We start from the raw sequence: 21,961 nt of genomic DNA, 5'->3' as shown, positions 1-21,961 counted from the left end.
AAGCTCCGCTGGATTAAAGGTCGATGCGCTCGTGCGGTTCGTGCATCGGGCAACCGTTCCGCTCGCCGCGAAACCCGGCCGACATTTCGTACGATGCCCGTCGCGCCCGCATCACGCCGCCCAGTGGCCGATGCGCCGCAATGCCATGCCACGGACTGAACGCCATGCCATCGTCGATACCTCGCTCGCGTTCAGGACTCCACGATGTCTGCGGCAGCACGCGAATCCGCGCCACCGTAACGTACGGGCTTTCGTCCTCCGGCCATTGCACGGACGCATCTTCAATCGGCATCGTGTCGATATCGGTCGCAAGCTGAACGCGCACTTCCCACTCCGCCCCATGCGATGCGAAGAACTCGCTTACCGATTCACGCAGGCCATCGGGACGGTCTTCGAGATCGACTTTCGCATCGGTCAGCGCCGTCAATTCCGGCGATACCGGCGCGATGCTGAACTTGCCAAAGTACGCGCCATAAAGAAGCGGCACCGCCGTATAAAACGTCTCGCCCAGAATATGCGTTTCCGGATGTCCGCCCATACTGATCAGCGTCGGACTCTCGCCGCCGAGCTTTTCGATCAGCGCTTCCGTGCCGCGCAGTACCGCCGACAGCGCCTTTTTCGCGCCGGGCGCTTTGTCCGTCGTCTTGGCCAACAGCTTTAGATTGGACAAAAACTTTTTCGGCGTCGCGGCGGTAAAGGCCGGCGCGTTGATCATCACGAAATCCTGCGTGGTATCGCCTTCGCTGCCAGGCAGACGGTCGCCTGTTACGCCGATTACCTTGATCGCCAGACCACGCGGCGTCGAGACTTTGTCGTCGAGCACGTCGCCGGGATTGGTGGAGAGTCGCATGACCACTTGCATCGTTCCGGCGCGCGCGAAGAGGCCTTGCGCGAGTTCCGGCGGAAGATCGGGCGCCACTTCGAATTCACCGATCAGCAACCCGTGACTCTTCGCGTGCACGCTGCGGATCGCGTGGCCTGAATCGGCGTACGTTTTCTCGGTGATGCTGCGCATGGTTTCCGCGACTTCCCGCGTGGTGTCAGCCTCGTCGTCGGGGATTTGTTCGAAAGAGGGATCGAAGGGAAGCGCCGCCGTCATGATGGTGACTCCGGGAGATATTTGGGGATAGCCACCACAGCGCAACCTCCGTTCCACGATGCAACTCATCGCAGCGCGCGCGAACCGGCCCTGCGCGACCGGGACATCTTCTGTCCCAATCGTCCCTATAATCAATTCGACTTTCCTACTCTTCCTGCTCGCCATGACCTCCAGCCTCGACGAAGCGATCCTGCGCGTGCTGCCCACCGAACGCGATGCCGTCGCGTGGCTTCCCACGCCCGAAATCCGACGGCGTTTGGAGGAGCGCGGGCATCGCGTGGGCTATACGAAGAAGGTGCAGCGCCACCTCACGGCGCTCGAAGCCGACTCGCGCGTGGTCTCGATGATCAACGGCCGCGAGTTGCTGTGGCAGCGCAAGCCGTGGCTGCATGGATCGCAGGAAGGCGTGGGCTTGATGAGCGCGTCGGAGGCGGTGGCGTTTCATATCCTTCAGCGCTTCGCGGGCAACAAGCTGCCGAACGCCGTCACGCGCGATATCGATCCGCTGTTTCAGGCCGCAGAAGCGCGCCTCTCGCAAGAGAAAGCGGACAGCCGCATTTATCGCGCGTGGGCCGACAAAATCGATTCCGTCGATGGTTCGTTCACGCTGATCCGCCCGAAGCTGCGCCCGGAAATTTTCCAGACCGTCGCGACCGCGACGTTCTTCGAGCGCGAATTGCTGGTGCAGTACCGCGCCGCATATAAAGGCGAACAAGGCGACGCCCCCAAAACCCGCAAGCTCTGGCCGCTCGCGCTGGTCGAATCGGCGGGCGTGATGTACATGGTCGCGCAGGACCCGAGCCGCGCGCCGCGCCCCGAGAAAGGCGAGACCGAATGGATGCGAACGCTGTATCGGCTGGACCGGATTCGTTCGGTGTCCGAGTCGGGCGAGAGCTTTACGTATCCCGACGACTTCAAGCTGCGCAAGTACATTGAAACGCAGCAAGTGTTCGACTTTCTGCCCGAGCCGCCCGTGCGTCTGGAACTCGCGTTCGAAGGCAACGCGGGCAATCAGTTGCGCGAATCGCCTATGTCGAAAGATCAGGTGATCGATACCTTGCCCGATGGCCGCACCAAGATTTCCGGCACGGTGACGCCGAGTCTCAAGCTGCGCTGGTGGCTGCGCGCGCTCGGCGCGGGCGTCGAAATTCTTGCGCCGAAAACATTACGCGATGAATTCGCGCAGGACTATCTAAAGCTCGCCGAGCGTTACGGACACACCGCCGGAGAACCGGCATGAGCGACGCGGCCGAGATCAAACAAGCGGCCGAATGGATCGCCAAAGCGGACGGCATGTTGATTACCGCAGGCGCGGGCATGGGCGTCGATTCCGGTCTGCCCGATTTTCGCGGACCCGAAGGTTTCTGGCGCGCGTATCCGGCTCTGCGGCATCACGGCTATTCGTTCGAGGCGATGGCCAATCCCGAAGGCTTCGTGCGACATCCGCGGCTGGCGTGGGGCTTTTATGGGCATCGGCTGGCGCTGTATCGCGCGACGCAGCCGCACGACGGTTTCCGCCTGCTTTTGCAGTGGTCATCGCGCATGAAGCACGGCGCGTTCGTCTTCACGAGCAATGTCGATGGCCAGTTTCAGCGCGCGGGTTTCTCGCACGAGCGCATCGTCGAATGCCACGGCGCGATCGACTTCATGCAATGCGTCGACGCCTGCACGAGCGATATCTGGCCCGCATCCGGCTTCGTACCCATCGTCGATGCAAACCGCTGCGAACTGATCAACGCGATGCCGCTTTGTCCGCATTGCGGCCGCCTTGCGCGTCCCAACATCCTCATGTTCGGCGACTGGAACTGGATCGACGCGCAAACCGAGCGGCAAGAACGAAGGCTTGCAAACTGGCTGCCGAAAGTGGAACGACTCGTCGTGGTCGAACTCGGCGCGGGGCGCGCGCTGCCTACCGTGCGGCGCTTCAGCGAACGCCACGGGCCGCGCGTGGTGCGTATCAATCCGCGTGAGCATGGCATTGCGCCGAACGTCGGCGTGGGGATTGCGGGCGGCGCGGTGGCGTCGCTGACGCGCATTCACGAAATGCTGCATCGCTAGGACACGGAATGTCCCTCCTCGCTCGCAAAATCGATTGCTCGACAACCTGCGACCGAGGCACGAATGAACGCAAGCGTAAGCCCCTATTCCACCTATAACGTCGATGCCGCCATCGTGCATCTGGAGCGCGTGTTGTCGGCGGAAGTCGCGAACTCGCTGTTCGGACAGACTTATTGGCGCAGACGCGTGCAGCAGATCAGCGCGACGCATGGGTTGCATCGCGAGCAGCGCATGCGGCTGGATCGGCTCATGAAACTGCTTGCGGATAACGAGCTCATTGAAAACGCTTATGCTCGTTCGACAGCCTGCGCGAGTGCCACAAACTCGGCCACCGGCACTTCTTCGGCGCGGCGCGTGAGATCGAATCCGAGCGCGTCGAAATCGATCTTGTCGCGGTAAGCGGAGAGATTGTTGCGCAGCACTTTGCGACGCTGCGCGAACGCGGCCTTCACGACATCGCTCAGAATGGCATCGTTCACGGCCGGCAATTCGTGCGGCGCGTACGGAATCATGCGCACGATCGCCGAATTCACCTTGGGCGGCGGATTGAACGATTCGGGCGGCACGTCGATAAGCTTGTCCATCGAATAGCGGTATTGCAGCATCACGGACAAGCGCCCGTAATCCTTGCTCGCCGGTTCCGCGATCATGCGTTCGACCACTTCGTCCTGAAGCATGAAATGCTGATCGACGACTTTCGGCGCGAACGTCGTCAGATGAAACAGCAGCGGACTCGAAATGTTGTACGGCAAATTCCCGACGATACGCAGCGAAGGTTTATCGCCTTCCAGCGCGAGCGTGCCGAAGTCGAAATCGAGCGCATCGGCGGAATGCACGACGAGCTTGTCGCCGAAGCGCTTTTCCAGACGGCCGATCAGATCGCGATCCAGCTCGACTGCGTGAAGCGGCGATTCGGGTGTCGCGAGTCGTTCGAGCAAAGGCGCAGTAAGCGCCGCCAGACCCGGCCCGATTTCGACCATGCGCTCGCCCTGCTTCGGCGCGATGGTATCGACGATCGAATCGATAATGCCTTGATCGACGAGAAAGTTTTGCCCAAAGCGCTTGCGCGCAAAATGGCCTTGATGTTTGGTCGCCATACTTCTTTTTAAACTGGTTCAGAGGCCGCGCTTGTGCCACGCTTGTGACGCGCCATGGTCACGGCGGCGTCGATGGCGGCGATCATGCTGCCTGCGTCCGCGCGGCCCGTGCCGGCGAGATCGAGCGCCGTACCGTGATCCACCGACGTGCGAATGATCGGCAAACCCAGCGTCACGTTGATGCCTTCGCCAAAAGTCGCGTACTTCAGCACCGGCAAACCCTGATCGTGGAACATGGCCAGCACGCAATCGGCGTCTTTCAGATAGCGCGGCTGGAACAGCGTGTCGGCGGGATACGGACCGGGCGCATCGATGCCGAGCGCGCGGGCGCGTTCCAGCGCGGGCGTGATGACGTCGATTTCCTCGCGGCCCAGATAGCCATTTTCGCCCGCGTGCGGATTCAGCCCGGTCACGAGAATGCGCGGTTTGGCGAGGCCGAAATGCGCGCGCAAATCGTGATCAATGATGCTGAGCGTCTCGACCAATCCGTCGATACTCAGCGCCGCCGACACATCCTTCAGCGGCAGATGCGTGGTCGCGAGCGCCACGCGCAGCGGCTTCTCACCGGAACCGGCGAGCATCATCACGACGCGTGCCGTGTCCGTGCGTTCGGCGAGATATTCGGTGTGGCCGGTGAAGGGAACGCCGGCATCGTTGATGGTGCTCTTTTGCAGCGGCGCGGTGACGATGGCATCGAACCGGCCAAGCTTTGCGCCGTCAATGGCGGCATCGAGCAGATCGAGCACGTAGCGGCCGTTCGCGGCGTTCAGCTTGCCCGCTTCGACCGGCACCGCGAGCGGAACGTGCCCGATGTCGATTCCATCATCCGGTGAAAGACCGCGCTGAATCATCAAATCGCGGTCGCCGAGCACAGTGAACCGCGCCGATGGCCAGCGAGTACGCGCCTCTTTCAGCGCGACTGCCGTCAATTCCGGCCCGACGCCCGCCGGCTCGCCCGTGGTGATCGCGATCGAGATGGCGGCGTCGGTGTTCATGCGGGTTATTGCTGCGCCTGCTGCGCAGCGATGCCCTTGTACTGCACATACGCGGTGTCGCGCAGTTCGCGCAGCCAGTCGGAATACGCCTGCTCCGCCTTGCGTTGACCGATCGCCTGACGCGCGATATCGAGTTGCTGCGTGGCCGAACCTTCCGCCTCGCGACGGCCGAGCACCTGAATCAGGTGATAGCCGTACTCGCTTCGCACCGGATCGCTGACAGCGCCATCGGCGAGATTGTTCATTGCGCGCTCGAATTCCGGCACGGTTTCGCCTGGGCTAATCCAGCCGAGATCGCCGCCCTGCGACGCCGAACCGTCCTGCGAATACGTGCGCGCGAAGTTAGCGAAGTCGCCGCCGTTCGCCACTTGCTGCTTGATATCGAGCAGACGCTGACGCGCGGCCTGCTCCGACATGCCATCCGATACGCGCAGCAGAATGTGGCGCACATGCGTTTGCACGAGCTTCGGCGCATCCGCCGCGGTGCCCTGGCTTGCACGGCGATCCACCAGCTTGACGATTTCGAAGCCGCCATCGGTACGCAGAAGCTGCGGCGCGACCTGGCCCGGACGCAGCGTCGATACCGCCGTCACGATGCCCGCCGGCAGCGTGCCCGGCGCGCGGTAACCGAGGTCGCCGCCTTTGTTCGCGTCCGTATCCTGCGAGTTGTTCTTGGCGAGCTTTTCGAAGTCATCGCCCGATTGCGCCTGTTTCAGCACGGCGTCGGCCTTGGCCTGAACCTGCTGAACCTGATCTTGCGGCGCGTCGGACGGCAGTTTGAACATGATGTGTTGCAGACGCAGATCGCTGGTATTGCGTGCGCCCGGACCGCGCTGGCTGGCGATGTAGTTCGCCACTTCGCCGTCCGACACCGTGATCTTGCTGTCCACTTCCTTCTCGCGCAGCTTGGAAAGCGTCAGTTCCGTGCGCGCATCACGCATAAAGACGGCCCAGGGCACGCCCTGAGCCTCGATGCGCGAGCGGTACACATCCAGCGTCATCTGGTTTTGCTGCGCCAGACGCGTCAGCGTGCGGTTGACGGTGGCATCGTCGATATTGATGCCGTCTTCCTTCGCGCGCTGAAGCTGAATGCGCTCCAGCACCATCTGGTCGAGCACCTGCTGGCGCATCTGGTCCGCCGGGGGCACCGGCGCGTTCTGCTGTTGCAGACGCTGCGCGACGAGGCGCGTGCGCTCGTCGAGTTCCCGCTGCGTGATGACGCCATCGTTCACGACGGCGACGACCGAATCAGCGACCTGCGCTTTGCCGTTCGACAACGCCTGCGCACCGGCAGGCGTACTCAGGATCAGCGTCGCAGCAACGATGCTCGCTGCGATAACCGTCGATCGAAACATATTCACGTTTGCCACAGATACTCCATCAAATCCAGTCTTGAACCGTTCGTATGCTGCTGTGCGCCGCATGACCGGCGCGCTGCCTGACTTCTGTAAGCGTGTTGCTTTCGGACGCCTGGTAACGACGTCACTCGTAGTTGCTGAAGCGCGCGAGCGGCGGTTCCGGCGCCGGCGGCGGCTGGTAGCCCTGAACGCTGGCGCGGAATGCGCTGACAAGGCCGTTATCGACGTTCGACAAGCCCTTGAACGTCAACTGTGCAAGCACGCGCGTGCCCGAAGACGGCTGACCGCTGGTGTTCACGCCGTTCGCGTAACGCTGCGCGCCGAAGCCGAGCGCCCAGCAATCGGCATCGTACTGGAAGCCGACCAGACCATCGACGAGCCGATGGCTCGCGAGATCATAATTGACGCGGGCGACGGCGTAGAGACGGTTCGTGAGCGGCCATTCACCCGAAACGAGGATCTGATTGATCGGTTCGTTGACCAGCGTGGTCTGGTTCGAACGGGTGTAGCGGTAGCCGACGTTGATCACCTTGCGGTCGGCCGGACTGAATGCGAAGCCGACGCTCGAACGCACGAGCTGGTTGTTATCGACATTATATTGGAACGCGGTTTCCGAAGCGAAACCAGCGCCCAGCTTGATCGACGCCCCCGCGATCAGGTCCGAGTGCTTGGCCTGCTCGGGCAGCGTGCCCGGCGTGATCGTGACGCGCTGGCTCTGGAAATAATACTGCTGAGCGATAACGAAACGCGCACGTTCATCGCCCGTTGCCGGGTTGATGAAGCGCGTGGTCAGGCCGGCCGTGACGCGGTTCGCATCCGCGATCCGGTCGTTGCCGACGAACGTGTTCGGCGTGTAGATCTCCGCCAGACCGAAATCGGACTCGGCGGTATCGAAAATAGGCGCGAAGTCCTGATTGCGATACGGCGTGTAGACGTAGTACAGGCGCGGTTCGAGCGTCTGGATATAGTCCTGCCCGAACAGCCGCACCGAACGGTCGAACACGAGTCCCGAATCGAAACTGAGGGTCGGAATGGACTCGGTGAAGTTCTTCGGCTGGCCGGTCACGGGCGGCGAGGAACCCGCCACCTGCGACGTCGCAATGTGACTCAGGTCATACGACGCGAAGTGCCATTGCACCTTCGGCGTGACGAAATAGCCCGGCGCATTGATTCCGTAACTGAGATACGGATTGAAGTACGCGCGATTACCGTCCGTCGCGCCTTCTGTTGTGATCGTGAAGCGGGTGAAATCCGCTTCCATGCCGTAATCGAAACCGCCGACGTTGTACTTGTTGTACTGCACGTTCAACTGCGGTTCGCGCGCGTATGGCGGCGTGGACGGCGTCAACGTCTGCCAGCGCTGCTCACGGCCCAGTACGGACCACGGGCCGTTGGTGTACGTCAGCCCGGCTTCCTGCTGATACAGCAGTTGCGTGCCGTTGAGGAACTGGCTCGACGCGTTGCCGAGGTCTTCCGGATACTGCGAGTCCGAGACCTTGTTGTAATTGACGTAGCCCGCGAATCCGCCGCCGAAATTCTGCTGATGCTGCCAGAAGATCGCGTACCGATTCGTATGCGTCTGCATGTCGTTCGGCAGATAGTCGCCGGTAAACGACCCCGAATAAGTCGGCGACAAATAGCGATACGTCGCCTCGCCCAGCACGCCACGGCGCGTCATGATGCGCGGCGTGACCGTCAAATCGCGATTCGGCGCGATATTGAAATAGTACGGAATCGTGGCTTCGAAACCGGTCGTCGAGCTGAGCGAGAACGTGGGCGGCAGCAAGCCGCTGCGCCGGTCGCCCGTGAGCGGAAACGACAGCCACGGGCTCGCCATGATCGGCACGCCCTGGAAGAACACCACGCCGTTATGCGCGATGCCTTCGTTCGAGCCGGTATCGAAATCGAACGATGTGCCCTTGATGTACCACGCCGGATCGGTCTCGCACTGGCACGCCGTGTACGTGCCGTGATCCAAGCGCGCGCGCTCGTTGTCGATCAGATCGATACGTTCCGCGCTGCCCGAACCGCCCGTCATATTGAAGTGGTACTTCGGGTTCGTCATGAACCCTTCGTTCGCTTCCACCTTCAGATGCGCTTCCGGACCGACAAACGACACGCCGTTGTTGATCAGCCTGACATTGCCGAAAGCATCGGCCATGTCGGTGTCCTGGTCGTAATGCAGCGCGTCGCCCTTGATGACCGTGACCGTGCGGCGGATTTCCGCCGAACCTTTCGCCGCCATGTCTTCGTCGGACGTGCCGGTGGCTTTGTCGCCGAGCAGAAATGTGGTGGGCTGCTGACCGCTTTTCAGCGGCCGTTCTTCGAGCTGCGGCGCAAGACGCAGGCTGCCAGGACCGTCGAGCGGCTGCGGATAAGACGCGTCACCGCCGAGTTGGGCGTGCGCGAGTGCGGGCATCAGCCCCGGAACGGATAGGAGCGCGGCGACGAGCCGCCGCCGGCGTGGCCTGTCGTCGCCTTTAATCTTCGATGCTGGAAACTGTCGTGGCGGCATGTATGGGCGGTGGTTCGTTCCGTTCGCGTCCCACGCTTTTCACCGGCTGGAAAGCGGCTGGGCGGCGGGCGGCCACACTCTTTCCGCGGTCGTACTTGACGGTCCGTTGCTTCGCAGCGACGACACTCGATCGGACGATAACGCGGAAAGTCGTCGGGCCTGGCGCCAGGCTTCAAACGGATCGCTTGAAAAAGTCGTGGGGTATTATATGGCAAGATGTTTTGCCTCTCGAATTTATGACGCACATTGCTGACGACGCCCGCCTCGAACAACTCCGCTCGTGGCTACAGACTTTCGCGGACCGCTACCGTCTGAACCTCGCGAGCCTCGCGCCCGCTTCCGCCGACGCCAGCTTTCGCCGCTACTTCCGCCTTGACGCGGATTCCGAGCACGGCAAAACGCTGATCGCAGTCGACGCTCCGCCGCCCGAAAAATGCCGCGAATTTGTGCAGGTTGCGGGCTTGCTGGACGCGGCAAACGTGCATGTGCCGAAAGTATTGGAAACGGATTTCGACGCCGGTTTCATGCTCGTCACCGATCTCGGCACGACCACGTACATCTCCGTACTCGACGAGAAGAACGCGCGGCCTTTGATGCGCGCGGCCATCGACACGTTGATTCGTTTTCAGCAGACCGCGCGCGAAGGCGTGTTGCCCGCATTCGACGAAGCGTTTCTGCGCCGCGAAATGGAGCTGATGCCGGAGTGGTTCATCGGCCGACATCTCGGGCGCGAAGTCACCGCAGAAGAACGCAAGACACTCGACGATACCTTCGCGCTGCTCGTGCAAAGCGCGCTGAATCAGCCGCAGACGTTCATGCTGCGCGATTACATGCCGCGCAATCTGATGATCTGCGAGCCGAATCCCGGCGTGCTGGATTTTCAGGACGCGGTCTACGGACCGATCACGTACGACATCGCTTCGCTGTTGCGCGACGCCTTCATCAGCTGGGACGAAGAGTTTCAGCTCGATTGCTTCGCGTACTACTGGGAGCGCGCGCGCAAAGCCGGCTTGCCCGTCGATGCCGATTTCGGCGAGTTCTATCGTCAGATCGAGTGGATGGGCTTGCAGCGCCATATCAAGGTGCTCGGCCTGTTCGCGCGCATTCACTATCGCGATGGCAAGCCGCGTTATCTGTCGGATCTGCCGCGTTTTATCGGCTATGCGCGCAAGGTCGCGGAGCGTTACGCGCCGCTGTGGCCGTTCGCGCGCCTGCTCGATACGCTCGAAGGCCGCGCGATCGAAGTCGGCTATACCTTCTGAATCTCTTCATGACCCACGCACTCGATACGGCGATGATCTTCGCCGCCGGACGCGGCGAACGCATGCGCCCGCTCACCGATTCCTGTCCGAAGCCGCTGCTGCCGGTCGGCGGCAAACCGCTGATCTTGTGGCAGATCGAACGGCTCGCGGGGGCGGGTGTGCGTGTGGTCGTGATCAATCACGCGTGGTTGGGTGAGCAGATCGAAGCCACGCTCGGTAATGGCTCGCGTTGGGGCGTCGAACTGCGCTTCTCGCCTGAGACCGATGCGCTGGAGACGGCGGGCGGTATCGCGCAGGCGCGGCACTTGATTGGCGATGGCGTGTTTATCGCGGTCAGTGGCGACGTATTCTGCGACTTCGATTACGTGACGCTCCGCGATCGTGCGGCTGCGTTGTCGCAGCGCGACGAACCCGGCATGCATCTCGTGATGGTGCCGAATCCGCCCTTCCATCTCAAAGGCGACTTCGCGCTGAACGGCGACACGCTCGCGCTCGACGGCAAATCGCGCTTGACGTTCGGCAATATCGGTCTATACGACACGCGCATGTTCCGCGATCTCGCGCCCGGCACGCGCCGCGCGCTGACGCCGTACTATCGCGAGACCATCGCTTCGGGACGCGCGACCGGCGAGCTTTACGAAGGCCGCTGGGAAAACGTCGGCACGCCCGCGCAACTCCACGCGCTCGACGAAGCGCTGCGCACGCGCTGAGCGGCCGAGTTTGGGACGCATCCGATGGTAAAATGCGCGGTTCTTCCGTCATTTCCTTCGCGCCGTCCGCAACCATGTCCGATACCCGTCCCGATACCCTCTTTGCGCTCACCGCGCTCTCGCCGCTCGACGGCCGCTACGCCGCCAAGACCGAAGCTCTGCGTGAGTGGCTCTCCGAAGCCGCGTTCATGCGCCATCGCGTGACGGTTGAGATTCACTGGCTGATCGCGTTGTCGCGCGCCGGGCTCAAAGAAGTGCCGCGTTTCTCCGACGCCTCCGAGCAATTCCTGCTGAGTCTCGCCGAACGCTTCACCGCGCACGATGCCGCGCGCATCAAGGATATCGAGCGCGTCACGAATCATGATGTGAAGGCGGTCGAATACTGGCTGAAGGAATCGGTGAAGGGTCAGCCGGAACTGGAGCGCGCGAGCGAGTTCATCCACTTCGCGTGCACGTCGGAAGATATCAACAACACGTCGCATGGTCTGATGCTCGCCGGCGCACGCGAGCATGTGATTCTGCCCGCGCTGCGTTCGGTGCATGAGCGTTTGGTCAAGCTCGCGCACGCACAAGCCGAACAGCCGATGCTCTCGCGCACGCACGGCCAGCCCGCCAGCCCGACGACGCTCGGCAAGGAAATCGCCAACGTGGCGGCGCGTCTGTCGCGCGCGATCGAGCGGATCGCGCAGGTTACGTTGCTCGGCAAGATGAACGGCGCGGTCGGCAATTACAACGCGCATTTGTCGGCGTATCCGGAATTCGATTGGGAAGCGTTCTCAAAGGACGTGATCGAAAATCGCCTGAAACTGACGTTCAATCCATACACGATTCAGATCGAGCCGCACGACTACATGGCCGAATTGTTCGATGCCGTCGCGCGCGCGAACACCATTCTTCTCGACCTCGATCGCGACGTGTGGGGCTATATCTCGCTCGGCTACTTCAAGCAGCGCACCAAGGCCGGCGAAATCGGTTCGTCGACGATGCCGCACAAGGTCAATCCGATCGACTTCGAAAACTCGGAAGGCAATCTCGGCCTCGCGAACGCGACGCTGCGCCATCTCGCCGACAAGCTGCCGATTTCGCGTTGGCAGCGCGATCTGACGGACTCGACGGTGCTGCGCAATATCGGCGTGGCGTTCGGCTACTCGCTGCTCGCTTATGACGCGCTGATTCGCGGTCTCGATAAGCTCGAAGTAAACGCCGCGCGTCTGAACGAAGACCTGGACAACACGTGGGAAGTGCTCGCAGAGCCGGTGCAGACGGTGATGCGCCGTTACGGCATCGAAAATCCGTATGAGCAATTGAAGGAATTGACGCGCGGTAAAGGCATCACGCGCGAGGCGCTTCAGACGTTCATTACCGGTCTGGCGATTCCGGACGATGCAAAGAAGCTCTTGTTGGAAATGACGCCTGCGTCGTATATCGGCAAGGCGGTGGAACTGGCGAAGCGGATCGCGTAAGTTGAAAGTGAAAAAAGCCCTGGAATTCCAGGGCTTTTTGCTATTTACCGAGTCTTCAGCTTCTCGATCACGTTATCGACAATCTGCTCAGGCGTCAGTTCGATGCTCTCGGTGATCGCTTCATCGTCGCCGGGTTCTTCGAGCGTGTCGAGCTGACTCTGCAACAGCGACGGATCGAAGAAATGGCCGGTGCGCGATCCAAGACGATCGTGCAGCACTTCGAACGTGCCGTGCAAATAGACGAAGCACACGTCCTTGTCACCCGCGCGCAGCACATCGCGATACGAGCGCTTCAGCGATGAACACGTGAACACCGCCGTCTCGCCCGCGCGCTGCTTTTCTTCGATCGCCGCGCGGATGGTTTCCAGCCACGGCCAGCGGTCGTCGTCGGTGAGCGGAATGCCCTTGTGCATCTTCTCTTTGTTCGCGGCGCTGTGGAACGCGTCGCCGTCGGTGAACGAGCAGTGCAGGCGCTCTGCCAGCATTTCGCCGATCAGAGACTTGCCCGCCCCCGACACGCCCATTGCGATCAGAATCATCGAATTCTCCTTACACGACCGCCGCGAGCGCGAAGGTCAATCCCAGTCCCATGAGCGAGATGATGGTTTCCAGCAGCGACCATGTCTTGAAGGTCTGCCCCACCGTCATCCCGAAGTATTCCTTGATCAGCCAGAAACCGCCGTCGTTCACGTGCGAGAAAATCAGCGATCCGGAGCCGGTCGCCAGCACCAGCAATTCCGGGCTGACATGACCGCCCGCCGCCGCCGCGATCGGCGCGACGATACCGCACGCGGTCGTCATCGCGACAGTGGCCGAGCCCGTGGCCAGACGAATCAGCGCGGCCACGAACCAGCCGAGCAGCAGCGGCGACAAATTCGCCTGCGATGCCGTCGCAACGATTTGCTGCGAGATGCCGCTATCGCGCAATACCTGACCAAAACCACCGCCCGCGCCCACGATCAGCGTAATACCCGCGATCGGCGCAAGACACTCGCCGCAGAACTTCTGAATCTGCTCGCGATTGAAGCCCTGCTTCGCGCCAAACGTCCAGAAACTGACCAGCACCGCGATCAACAACGCAATATCCGATTGCCCGATAAATCGCAGCAGATCGTTCGGCAGCGTCTTCGGCGTGAACACGAGATCCGCCCAACTGCCAATGAGCATCAGAATGACCGGCAGCAAAATCGTGAACAGCGTGATGCCGAAGCTCGGGAGCGCGCGCTTGGTTTGCGTGTCGCCGTGCTTTTGCACGAATTGATCGGCGAGCGCGTTGGCGTCGGGCAACTTGATGTATCGGCTGATCAGCAAGGCGAAGAGCGGACCCGCGACGATTGCCGTCGGAATGCCGACGATCAGACCATACGCAATCGTCTTGCCGATATCCGCGTGATACGCCTGCACGGCAAGCAGCGCGGCCGGGTGCGGCGGAATCAGACCGTGAACGACGGACAGGCCCGCGACCATCGGCAAGCCGATCAGCAACAAGGATTTGCCCGTGCGCTTGGCGACGTTGAACGCAATCGGAATCAGCAGCACGAAGCCGACCTCGAAGAACACCGGCAAGCCGACGATGATCGCGACGACCATCATCGCCCAGTGAATATTCTTCTCGCCGAACAAATCGATCAGCGTATTGGCGATACGTTCGGCACCGCCCGATTCGGCCATCATCTTGCCGAGCATGGTACCCAACCCGACAACGATAGCGATGTGTCCAAGGGTATTCCCGTTGCCGGTTTCGAACGCCTTGACGATTTTGTCCATCGGCATGCCGACCGCGAGGCCGAGCAGCACGGACACGATCATCAGAACGAGGAACGGGTAAACCTTATAGCGCGCGATCATGAGAATCAGTACTGCGATCGCGATCACGGCGTAGAGCAGCAACATGCTCCCGTGGACGGCTGGCATGGCGCCTCCTTTTGTTTTGTTGAAGTTTTTACGCTATGAGCGCGTTTGCCGTCGCTGCTTGGATGCGCTTCGGCAATGTCCGGCAAGCGCTCTCACGGCGCGAGTGACGGAATTTTACTTGTAAGCTGGAAAATCGGGAGCCAAGCGGTTCCCTGTAAGGGCGATTCCGGAAAGAACAGGCGAATACAGACCTCATAACGCGAGAAGCGCGCGGTGGCTCTCGCCACTCGCGTTCTTCCGGAGACTGCGACGTCGATCAGCTATGCGGCGCCAATTCGCTCGCCGCGCGCGCCAGGCGCGTCACCTCTTCCCAGTTCTGAGCGGCAAGCGCGGCCTTTGGCGTCAGCCACGAACCGCCGACACACACCACGTTCGGCTGTGCGAGGAAGTTCGTCGCCGTCTCCGCCGTGATTCCGCCCGTCGGACAGAACTTCAGGTTCGGGAACGGGCCATAGAACGCCTGCAACATCGGAATACCGCCCGCTTGCTGCGCGGGAAAGAACTTGACGATTTCATAGCCCAGTTCCATTGCCGCGATGATGTCGCTCGGCGTCATCACGCCCGGCAGCAACGGCAAGCCCGCGTCCTGCGCGGCCTTGTGCATGTCCTTCGTCAGTCCCGGCGATACACCGAACTGCGCGCCCGCCTTCTTGGCCTGCTCGCAATGCTCGGGCTTGGTGATGGTGCCGACGCCCACGACGATGTCATCGGCCATCTGGCTCGCGCGCTCGATCGCACCGATACCCGCCGGTGTGCGCAACGTGATCTCCAGCACCTTGACGCCGCCCGCGTGCAGCGCACGCGACACGTGTTCGCCCTGTTCGACCGTTTCGAAAGCCAGCACCGGAATCACCGGTCCCAAACGCACGATTTCGCTTACCGTTTTCATGTGAATCGACTCCTGTTCTTTTTGAGTTCAGTGATGCGTGGCATGTGCCTTGTTCAGCGCCGATGCCGCCGCACGCGCGTTATCGCGCAATGCATGCCGTTCCTCGTGCGGTGCCGCGCCGTTCGCCTGTCCATCGTGCGACGCCGCCGCGCCGATCAACGCGCCGAACACCGACGCGCCCTCTTCCGCGGGCAACGCGGCGCTTCTGAACACGCCGAACAGCTCGCGCCCGAATCCGGCTTCGTTATCGGCCTGATTGCGCGGTGCTTCGACTTCGCGCGCCGCCCATTCGTTCTCGTCGATTTCGATATCGAGCACGCCAGCGGGCGCGTCGATCACGAGCGTGTCGCCGGTGCGCACCTTGCCGAGCGGCCCTTGCAACAGCGCTTCGGGCGACACGTGAATCACCGCAGGCACTTTGCCCGATGCACCCGACATGCGGCCATCCGTGACGAGCGCGACATGGAATCCCTGATCCTGCAGCACGCCCAGAAGCGGCGTCAACCGATGCAGCTCCGGCATCCCGTTCGCGCGCGCACCCTGAAAACGCACCACCGCGACGAAATCGCGCTTCAGTTCGCCGTTATCGAACGCTTCCTGCACTTCTTCCTGCGAGTTGAAAACAATCGCCGGCGCTTTGACCACACGATGCTCCGGCGCAACCGCCGAAATCTTGATCACGCCGCGCCCGAGCTTGCCCTGCATCAGCCGCAAACCGCCGTCCGGCTGGAACGGCTCGCTGATACCGCGCAGCACCTTTGTGTCATGACTTTCGGCCGCGCCATCGACCCATTGCAGTTTGCCGCCGATAAGTTTCGGCTCCTTCGTGTAATGCGACAGACCGCGTCCTGCGACCGTCTGCACATCTTCATGCAGCAAGCCGCCTTGCAGCAGATTGCGCACGAGGTAAGCCACGCCGCCTGCCGCGTGGAAATGATTCACGTCGGCCTTGCCGTTCGGGTAGATCTTCGCGAGCAGCGGCACGACTTGCGACAACTCATCGAAATCATTCCAGTCGATGATGATGCCCGCCGCGCGCGCAATCGCCACGAGATGCAGCGTGTGATTGGTCGAACCGCCCGTCGCCAGCAGCGCAACGATGCCGTTGATCACCGCCTTCTCATCGACCACATGGCCGATCGGCGTGTAATTGCCGCGTTCGAGCGTGATATCGAGCACACGGCGCGCGGCCTCGGCGGTGAGCGCATCGCGCAATTCAGTGTGGGGATGCACGAACGCGGCGCTCGGCAGATGCAGGCCCATGACTTCCATCAGCATCTGATTGCTGTTGGCCGTGCCGTAGAACGTGCAGGTGCCGTGTCCGTGATACGCCGCCGCTTCGGCTTCGAGCAAGGCGTCGCGGTTGCACTTGCCGGTGGCAAATTCCTGGCGGACCTTGGCTTTTTCGTCGTTGGTCAGGCCGCTCGTCATCGGACCAGCCGGGACGAAGATGGTCGGCAAATGACCGAACTGCAACGCGCCGATCGCCAACCCCGGCACGATCTTGTCGCAGACGCCCAGGCACAGCGCTGCATCGAACATATTGTGTGTGAGCGCGACGGCCGTGCTCATGGCGATCACTTCGCGCGAAAACAGCGACAGCTCCATGCCCGCATTGCCTTGCGTGATGCCATCGCACATGGCCGGCACGCCGCCCGCAAATTGCGCGATACCGCCATGCTCGCGCGCCGCCTGCTTGATGATGTCCGGGAAGCTCTTGTACGGCGCATGCGCGGACAGCATTTCGTTATAAGACGACACGATGCCGATATTCGGCTCGCGCACCGCCTTGATCGAAATTTTTTCCTGTCCTTCCAGCCCGGCGAAACCGTGCGCGAGGTTGGCGCAGGACAGCGCGCCACGCGCCGGAAACTTGCCGTGCGCGGCGTCGATACGCGACAGATAGCTCTCGCGCGTCGGCTTGCTGCGTGCGATCACGCGGTCGGTCACTTTTTTGAGTTGCGTATGCGGGGAAACCATCGAAGCTCCTTCGTCTCACTCCCGGCGCGCCTGCCGTCGAGGTATTGGGTTTGGACAATGCGAGGACGGCGGTGAATTGTTGACTTGTTCTAGATCGCCGTGGCCATGATGTTAGTAGAAAAACTACATACGGACAACGTCTTTCGAACTGTATTTTTTAAGCAGCCGCTTGCCAATTTGGCTTGTCATATATGGACTTGAGGGTAATCCCTAAGAGAACAGCCGAATTTCATGTAGTATTTGTACAAGCATATTCATCGGCTATAGTCCCAACATTTTCCAGCATAGGCGAGATTTCCGATGTTGCTGTCTCAAGTCGAGGCAATGCGCGAGCAGTTGCGGCCCTCCGAACGCAAGCTGGCCGATTACGTGCTCGAAGCGCCCCGCGAAGTCCTTGATATTTCGATGACCGACTTCGCCACCCGCGCCGGCGTCAGCCAGCCGACCATCGCGCGATTCTGTCAGGCGCTCGGATTCTCGGGTTTCCGCGAATTCAAGATCCGCCTCGCACAAAGCGTAGCAGCGGACGTTCCCACGGTTTATCGCGATGTGCGCAGCGACGAACCCGCAGCGGGCGTCGCGGCAAAAGTGCTGGACCGGACCATCGGCGCGCTGATCGCGGTGCGCAACAGTCTCTCGTCGGACAGCGTGGCGACGGCGATCGGCTTGCTGTCGGAGGCGCGGCGCATCGAGTTTTACGGCGCGGGCGGGTCGGGCATCGTGGCGCTCGATATGCAGCACAAGTTTTTCAAGCTCGGCGTGCCGTCCGTCGCTTATTCCGATCCCCACACGTACACGACTTCCGCCGCGCTGCTCGGCGCGGGCGATGTGGTCATCGCAATTTCGAACACGGGCCGCACGCGCGATATTCTCGATGCGTGCCGATCCGCCCTGTCCGGCGGCGCGAAAGTCATCGCGATTACGCACGGCAACTCGCCGCTCGCGCGACTGGCGAGCGTCGGCCTGTTCGCGAACGTGGATGAAGACACGGATATTTTTTCGCCGATGACTTCACGCGTCTCGCATTTGGCAATCGGCGATATTCTCGCGGTCGGTCTTGCGCTGGCGCGCGGCCCGGCGCTGGCGGAAAAGCTCGCCGAGGCGAAGGATGTATTGGAGAGCCGGCGCGTGGACGTGTGATCGGCCGTTATCCGCGTATGCGTTTGCGCCGACTTCAGAAAGGCTTGACCACCACGAGCAGCGTCGCGCCCAGCAAACCGAGCACCGGCAACTCATTGAACATGCGATACCACTTATCCGAGCGCTTGTTTTCGCCACGCTGAAACGTGTGCAACAAGCGCCCGCAATACGCGTGATAGACGATGATCAGCGCGACGATCGTGAGCTTGGCATGCAGCCATCCCTGTCCCGCGCCGCTGCCCACGACGAGCCACAGCCACAGTCCGCACGCCAGCGCCGGCACCGCGATAAACGTCATGAAGCGAAACAGCTTGCGCGCCATCAGCAAAAGGCGCGCGGTGGCCGCGGGATCGGTTTCCATCGCCAGATTGACGAAAATGCGCGGCAGGTAGAAAAGCCCCGCGAACCAAGAGGCGACCAACACGATATGCAGCGATTTGATCCAGAGCATCGTTCTTATTAATTGCGTACTTCGCCGCGTCCGAGCACGACGTATTTAAGCGACGTCAATCCGTCAAGCCCAACCGGTCCGCGCGCGTGCAGCTTGTCGTTCGAAATGCCGATTTCCGCGCCCAGCCCGAACTCGAAGCCGTCGGCAAATCGCGTCGATGCGTTGACCATAACGCTCGCCGAATCCACTTCGCGCAGGAAACGCATGGCGCGGTCGTGATCTTCGGTGACGATGGCGTCGGTGTGATGCGAACCGTAGTCGTTGATATGTTCGATCGCGTCATCCAGCCCTTCGACGATCTTGATTGCCAGCACCGGCGCGAGATATTCGGTGCTCCAGTCTTCTTCGGTGGCATCGACCAGTGCGCCGATTTTCGCCGCTTCGAGCACGGCGCGCGATTCGGCGTCCACGCGCAATTCCACGTCCTTGGCCTGGAACGCGCGCGCCAACTGCGGCAGCGCCTTTTCAGCGATGCTACGCGCAACCAGCAGCGTTTCCATCGTGTTGCACGTGCCGTAGCGATGCGTTTTCGCGTTGTCGCAAACCGCCGCTGCTTTGTCCAGATCGGCGCGATCATCGACATAAACGTGGCAGATGCCGTCGAGATGCTTGATCATCGGCACGCGCGCTTCTTCCATCAGCCGCGCGATCAGGCTCTTGCCGCCGCGCGGCACGATCACGTCCACGAACTCGGTCATGGTAATGAGCTTGCCGACCGCCGCGCGATCCGCCGTCTCGACCACTTGCACCGCGTCCTGCGGCAGTCCCGCCGCTTGCAGCCCGACGCCGATCAGCCTGGCCAGCGCGGTATTGCATTCGAGCGCTTCGGAACCGCCGCGGAGAATGGTCGCGTTGCCGGATTTCAGACAAAGCGCGGCTGCGTCGATTGTCACATTCGGCCGCGATTCGTAGATGATGCCGATCACGCCGAGCGGCACGCGCATCTGACCAACCTGAATCCCGCTCGGCCGATACTTCAGCCCGCTGATTTCGCCGATCGGATCAGCCAGCGCCGCCACTTGCCGCAAACCTTCGACCATCGTGTCGAGCGCTTTGTCCGAAAGCGTCAGACGGTCGATGAAAGCGGCGTCATGGCCTTTGTCGCGGGCGCGGGCGAGATCACGCGCATTCGCGGCCTTCAGCGTGTCGCGTTCGCGTTCGATGGCTTCGGCCACCGCGACGAGCGCCGCGTTCTTCGCCGCCGTCGAGGCACGCGCCATTGCGCGCGACGCCGCGCGTGCGCGGCGGCCGAGGTCGGTCATGTATTGATCGATATTCATCGTTTATCTCGTTGCGTCGGCGCTGCGAGCGTCGAAAGGATCATTCTAAGCCGTTGCGTGGATTGCAACAGCGTGTGACAGAAGCGTGTCAGCGACGCGGTCGCGGCGCGCCGGACGCCTGCGCCGGCTTGCCGCCGTGGGCGACCGCCATCGCGAGTTCGAACATGCCGGCCCACGGATCGGGCGGCGGCTCGCTGCCGCGCTTTCCCGTGCCGCCGGACAAACCCTTCACTTGCCGATCCAGCCGCGCCGCCAGCGTCAGCGCCTTTTCCAGCGCCTCGTCCGTCACGCGCGACAGCGCCGGTCCGATCAACCGTTCACGCGGACCCCATACGCGGTTCTCGCGCATCAACGTGGCGAGCGGCTTCCCCGATGCCACGCCGCGTTTGATACGCAACAGCGTGCGCACTTCCTCGACCAGCGCCCACAGCACGAGCACGGCGGCTTCGCCTTCACCCTTCAGGCCGTCAAGCATGCGCGCAAGCCGGCCGACGTCGCCGGTCAGCATCGCTTCGTTGAGCTTGAAGACGTCGTAGCGCGCGACATTGAGCACGGCGTCGTGAATCTGTTCGAACGACAAGACGCCTTGCGGATACAGCAGCCCGAGCTTTTGAATCTCCTGATGCGCCGCCAGCAAATTCCCTTCAACGCGCTCCGCGATGAACTGCAACGCGCGCCTTCCATCCTCGCCCGCCGCGACATGCTGACCTTGCTGTGCGAGCCGCTGACCGACCCACATGGGCAACTGCGCGCGCTCGACCGGATCGATCTTCAGCGCGACGGCCGCGCCGAGCAGCGCCGTGAACCACGCGGATTTCTGCGTCGCCGAATCCAGACGCGGCAGCGTGACGAGCAGGAGAATGTCGGGATTATCGGAAGCGGCGAGGGTCTTCAGCGCTTCGCCGCCTTCCTTGCCGGGCTTGCCGGTCGGAATCCGCAATTCGATTAACTGACGATCACCGAACAGCGACATCGACTGGCTCGCACCGATCAGCGCGCTCCAGTCGAATCCACGCTCGACCGTGAACACCGCGCGATCCGTGAAGCCGGCCGCACGCCCCGCCGCGCGAATACGATCGCACGCTTCCTGCGCGAGCAAAGGCTCGTCGCCATAAACGACGTACAGCCCTTTCAGGCCTTTCGCGAGGTGCGCTTCGAGCGCGTCGAGCTTCAGTTGCATGGCAAGCGGCGCGTTCGATCAGAGCGGCGGTGTCGGCAGCGGCGCGCGCGGCACGACGCTCGGCGTCTGCTCGCCCGGCGCCGGATGCAGCGAGCGCACGGCGGCGAGACGGCGCGTGAGCTGATCGACGGCGTCGTTGCGCATGTCGTTGTACAGCAGCGTTGCTTCCGACTGCTTGGCGAGCGTGTATTGATCGCTATACGTCATGGAACGATTCAGCGCGATCACGCTCGGCGGAATCAGCAACGTGCCGTCCGCGCCGATGAGCGAATACGTCACGTTGTAGACCAGTTCGTATTCCTGCACCACGCCCTGCGCATTCAGGCTCAACGTGCGCTGGCCTTGCCCTTCCGACAGACTGAGCGTTGCATCCGGCTTTTCCCACGGCTTAACGATCACCGTGTCGCTGCCGCCTTCGACCATGCGTTCGAGGCGCGCGACCATCTGCGGCACGCCACCCGTTACCGCGAGACGCTTGAACGCGTAGTCCTGTTGTCCGCGCAACTGGAAGCCGCACGCGGACAACAACGAAGCACCGCCCAACAGCGTCAGAAACGAACGCCTGCTCAT

19 protein-coding genes are annotated in these 21,961 nt (G+C 62.0%); 6 read left to right on the top strand and 13 right to left on the bottom strand.

Translation table 11 applies throughout. The annotated features are described in order from the left end of the window. Window positions 1-13 precede the first annotated feature (13 nt). Complete coding sequence (locus tag P7F28_RS23000; protein WP_277187068.1) at window positions 14-1,099, bottom strand: catalase family protein; 1,086 nt, start codon at window positions 1,097-1,099, stop codon at window positions 14-16. Window positions 1,100-1,262: 163 nt separating this feature from the next. On the opposite strand from P7F28_RS23000, the gene P7F28_RS22995 reads away from it, so the two are divergent. Both P7F28_RS22995 and P7F28_RS22990 read left to right on the top strand, forming a co-directional pair. Further along, window positions 1,263-2,339, top strand: coding sequence for a YafY family protein (locus P7F28_RS22995; protein WP_277187067.1), 1,077 nt, complete (start codon window positions 1,263-1,265; stop codon window positions 2,337-2,339). Further along, window positions 2,336-3,157, top strand: coding sequence for a Sir2 family NAD-dependent protein deacetylase (locus P7F28_RS22990; protein ID WP_277187066.1), 822 nt, complete (start codon window positions 2,336-2,338; stop codon window positions 3,155-3,157). The genes P7F28_RS22995 and P7F28_RS22990 overlap by 4 nt, the downstream gene beginning before the upstream one ends. A 287-nt stretch (window positions 3,158-3,444) precedes the next feature. Here P7F28_RS22990 and rsmA read toward each other — a convergent pair whose 3' ends face one another. The 4 genes from rsmA to P7F28_RS22970 all read right to left on the bottom strand — a co-directional run bounded on the left by rsmA (window position 3,445) and on the right by P7F28_RS22970 (window position 9,122). Then, window positions 3,445-4,254, bottom strand: coding sequence for a 16S rRNA (adenine(1518)-N(6)/adenine(1519)-N(6))-dimethyltransferase RsmA (gene rsmA / locus P7F28_RS22985; protein WP_277187065.1), 810 nt, complete (start codon window positions 4,252-4,254; stop codon window positions 3,445-3,447). A gap of 8 nt (window positions 4,255-4,262) precedes the next feature. Continuing rightward, window positions 4,263-5,249, bottom strand: coding sequence for a 4-hydroxythreonine-4-phosphate dehydrogenase PdxA (gene pdxA, locus P7F28_RS22980; RefSeq protein ID WP_277187064.1), 987 nt, complete (start codon window positions 5,247-5,249; stop codon window positions 4,263-4,265). 5 nt (window positions 5,250-5,254) lie between these two features. Continuing rightward, window positions 5,255-6,604, bottom strand: coding sequence for a peptidylprolyl isomerase (locus P7F28_RS22975; RefSeq protein ID WP_277187187.1), 1,350 nt, complete (start codon window positions 6,602-6,604; stop codon window positions 5,255-5,257). 127 nt (window positions 6,605-6,731) lie between these two features. Beyond that, on the bottom strand, window positions 6,732-9,122 hold the full coding sequence (locus P7F28_RS22970) for an LPS-assembly protein LptD (RefSeq protein WP_277187063.1): 2,391 nt from the start codon (window positions 9,120-9,122) through the stop codon (window positions 6,732-6,734). A gap of 236 nt (window positions 9,123-9,358) precedes the next feature. Between P7F28_RS22970 and P7F28_RS22965 the strand changes: the two genes are divergently transcribed. The 3 genes from P7F28_RS22965 (at window position 9,359) to purB (ending at window position 12,557) form a co-directional block, all read left to right on the top strand. Next, window positions 9,359-10,384, top strand: a complete 1,026-nt coding sequence (locus tag P7F28_RS22965; protein WP_277187062.1) for an aminoglycoside phosphotransferase family protein — start codon at window positions 9,359-9,361, stop codon at window positions 10,382-10,384. 8 nt (window positions 10,385-10,392) lie between these two features. Then, window positions 10,393-11,094, top strand: a complete 702-nt coding sequence (murU, locus tag P7F28_RS22960) for an N-acetylmuramate alpha-1-phosphate uridylyltransferase MurU (protein WP_277187061.1) — start codon at window positions 10,393-10,395, stop codon at window positions 11,092-11,094. 74 nt (window positions 11,095-11,168) lie between these two features. Continuing rightward, window positions 11,169-12,557, top strand: a complete 1,389-nt coding sequence (gene purB / locus P7F28_RS22955; protein ID WP_277187186.1) for an adenylosuccinate lyase — start codon at window positions 11,169-11,171, stop codon at window positions 12,555-12,557. A 44-nt stretch (window positions 12,558-12,601) separates the two neighbouring features. Here the strand turns inward: purB and P7F28_RS22950 are convergent, their stop codons facing one another. The 4 genes from P7F28_RS22950 to edd all read right to left on the bottom strand — a co-directional run bounded on the left by P7F28_RS22950 (window position 12,602) and on the right by edd (window position 17,340). After that, window positions 12,602-13,096 (bottom strand): gluconokinase, encoded by a 495-nt coding sequence (locus P7F28_RS22950; RefSeq protein ID WP_277187060.1) that lies wholly within the window; start codon window positions 13,094-13,096, stop codon window positions 12,602-12,604. A 10-nt stretch (window positions 13,097-13,106) separates the two neighbouring features. Continuing rightward, on the bottom strand, window positions 13,107-14,471 hold the full coding sequence (locus P7F28_RS22945) for a GntP family permease (protein WP_277187059.1): 1,365 nt from the start codon (window positions 14,469-14,471) through the stop codon (window positions 13,107-13,109). A 256-nt stretch (window positions 14,472-14,727) separates the two neighbouring features. Next, window positions 14,728-15,360 (bottom strand): bifunctional 4-hydroxy-2-oxoglutarate aldolase/2-dehydro-3-deoxy-phosphogluconate aldolase, encoded by a 633-nt coding sequence (gene eda, locus P7F28_RS22940; RefSeq protein ID WP_277187058.1) that lies wholly within the window; start codon window positions 15,358-15,360, stop codon window positions 14,728-14,730. A 27-nt stretch (window positions 15,361-15,387) separates the two neighbouring features. Then, window positions 15,388-17,340 carry a phosphogluconate dehydratase gene (edd, locus tag P7F28_RS22935; RefSeq protein WP_277187057.1) on the bottom strand — a complete coding sequence of 651 codons (1,953 nt, stop codon included), beginning with the start codon at window positions 17,338-17,340 and terminating at the stop codon, window positions 15,388-15,390. Between the two features lie 300 nt (window positions 17,341-17,640). Between edd and P7F28_RS22930 the strand changes: the two genes are divergently transcribed. Continuing rightward, window positions 17,641-18,480 carry a MurR/RpiR family transcriptional regulator gene (locus P7F28_RS22930; protein ID WP_277187056.1) on the top strand — a complete coding sequence of 280 codons (840 nt, stop codon included), beginning with the start codon at window positions 17,641-17,643 and terminating at the stop codon, window positions 18,478-18,480. A 34-nt stretch (window positions 18,481-18,514) separates the two neighbouring features. On the opposite strand, the gene P7F28_RS22925 is transcribed toward P7F28_RS22930, so the two are convergent. From P7F28_RS22925 to lptE, 4 genes are all read right to left on the bottom strand, one after another. Beyond that, a complete protein-coding gene (locus P7F28_RS22925) occupies window positions 18,515-18,931 on the bottom strand; it encodes a CopD family protein (RefSeq protein WP_277187055.1) in 417 nt (138 codons plus the stop codon). An 8-nt stretch (window positions 18,932-18,939) separates the two neighbouring features. Next, a complete protein-coding gene (locus P7F28_RS22920) occupies window positions 18,940-20,211 on the bottom strand; it encodes a glutamate-5-semialdehyde dehydrogenase (RefSeq protein WP_277187054.1) in 1,272 nt (423 codons plus the stop codon). 88 nt (window positions 20,212-20,299) lie between these two features. After that, a complete protein-coding gene (gene holA / locus P7F28_RS22915) occupies window positions 20,300-21,391 on the bottom strand; it encodes a DNA polymerase III subunit delta (RefSeq protein ID WP_277187053.1) in 1,092 nt (363 codons plus the stop codon). Window positions 21,392-21,409: 18 nt separating this feature from the next. Next, window positions 21,410-21,961, bottom strand: coding sequence for an LPS assembly lipoprotein LptE (gene lptE, locus P7F28_RS22910; RefSeq protein WP_277187185.1), 552 nt, complete (start codon window positions 21,959-21,961; stop codon window positions 21,410-21,412).

Source organism: Caballeronia sp. BR00000012568055 (assembly GCF_029439455.1).
Classification (GTDB): domain Bacteria; phylum Pseudomonadota; class Gammaproteobacteria; order Burkholderiales; family Burkholderiaceae; genus Caballeronia.
The sequence above is the reverse complement of the archived record's forward strand: the minus strand, read 5'-3'. Positions and strand labels throughout refer to the sequence as shown.

What these genes read in the sequence shown, in the direction of transcription:
- P7F28_RS22965 (WP_277187062.1), top strand. Translation starts at nt 9,359, where the DNA reads ATGACGCACATTGCTGACGACGCCCGCCTCGAACAACTCCGCTCGTGG.
- P7F28_RS22995 (WP_277187067.1), top strand. Translation starts at nt 1,263, where the DNA reads ATGACCTCCAGCCTCGACGAAGCGATCCTGCGCGTGCTGCCCACCGAA.
- P7F28_RS23000 (WP_277187068.1), bottom strand. Translation starts at nt 1,099, where the DNA reads ATGACGGCGGCGCTTCCCTTCGATCCCTCTTTCGAACAAATCCCCGAC.
- pdxA (WP_277187064.1), bottom strand. Translation starts at nt 5,249, where the DNA reads ATGAACACCGACGCCGCCATCTCGATCGCGATCACCACGGGCGAGCCG.
- holA (WP_277187053.1), bottom strand. Translation starts at nt 21,391, where the DNA reads ATGCAACTGAAGCTCGACGCGCTCGAAGCGCACCTCGCGAAAGGCCTG.
- lptE (WP_277187185.1), bottom strand. Translation starts at nt 21,961, where the DNA reads ATGAGCAGGCGTTCGTTTCTGACGCTGTTGGGCGGTGCTTCGTTGTTG.
- P7F28_RS22930 (WP_277187056.1), top strand. Translation starts at nt 17,641, where the DNA reads ATGTTGCTGTCTCAAGTCGAGGCAATGCGCGAGCAGTTGCGGCCCTCC.
- P7F28_RS22925 (WP_277187055.1), bottom strand. Translation starts at nt 18,931, where the DNA reads ATGCTCTGGATCAAATCGCTGCATATCGTGTTGGTCGCCTCTTGGTTC.
- murU (WP_277187061.1), top strand. Translation starts at nt 10,393, where the DNA reads ATGACCCACGCACTCGATACGGCGATGATCTTCGCCGCCGGACGCGGC.
- rsmA (WP_277187065.1), bottom strand. Translation starts at nt 4,254, where the DNA reads ATGGCGACCAAACATCAAGGCCATTTTGCGCGCAAGCGCTTTGGGCAA.
- edd (WP_277187057.1), bottom strand. Translation starts at nt 17,340, where the DNA reads ATGGTTTCCCCGCATACGCAACTCAAAAAAGTGACCGACCGCGTGATC.
- P7F28_RS22920 (WP_277187054.1), bottom strand. Translation starts at nt 20,211, where the DNA reads ATGAATATCGATCAATACATGACCGACCTCGGCCGCCGCGCACGCGCG.
- P7F28_RS22945 (WP_277187059.1), bottom strand. Translation starts at nt 14,471, where the DNA reads ATGCCAGCCGTCCACGGGAGCATGTTGCTGCTCTACGCCGTGATCGCG.
- P7F28_RS22970 (WP_277187063.1), bottom strand. Translation starts at nt 9,122, where the DNA reads ATGCCGCCACGACAGTTTCCAGCATCGAAGATTAAAGGCGACGACAGG.
- P7F28_RS22950 (WP_277187060.1), bottom strand. Translation starts at nt 13,096, where the DNA reads ATGATTCTGATCGCAATGGGCGTGTCGGGGGCGGGCAAGTCTCTGATC.
- eda (WP_277187058.1), bottom strand. Translation starts at nt 15,360, where the DNA reads ATGAAAACGGTAAGCGAAATCGTGCGTTTGGGACCGGTGATTCCGGTG.
- purB (WP_277187186.1), top strand. Translation starts at nt 11,169, where the DNA reads ATGTCCGATACCCGTCCCGATACCCTCTTTGCGCTCACCGCGCTCTCG.
- P7F28_RS22975 (WP_277187187.1), bottom strand. Translation starts at nt 6,604, where the DNA reads ATGTTTCGATCGACGGTTATCGCAGCGAGCATCGTTGCTGCGACGCTG.
- P7F28_RS22990 (WP_277187066.1), top strand. Translation starts at nt 2,336, where the DNA reads ATGAGCGACGCGGCCGAGATCAAACAAGCGGCCGAATGGATCGCCAAA.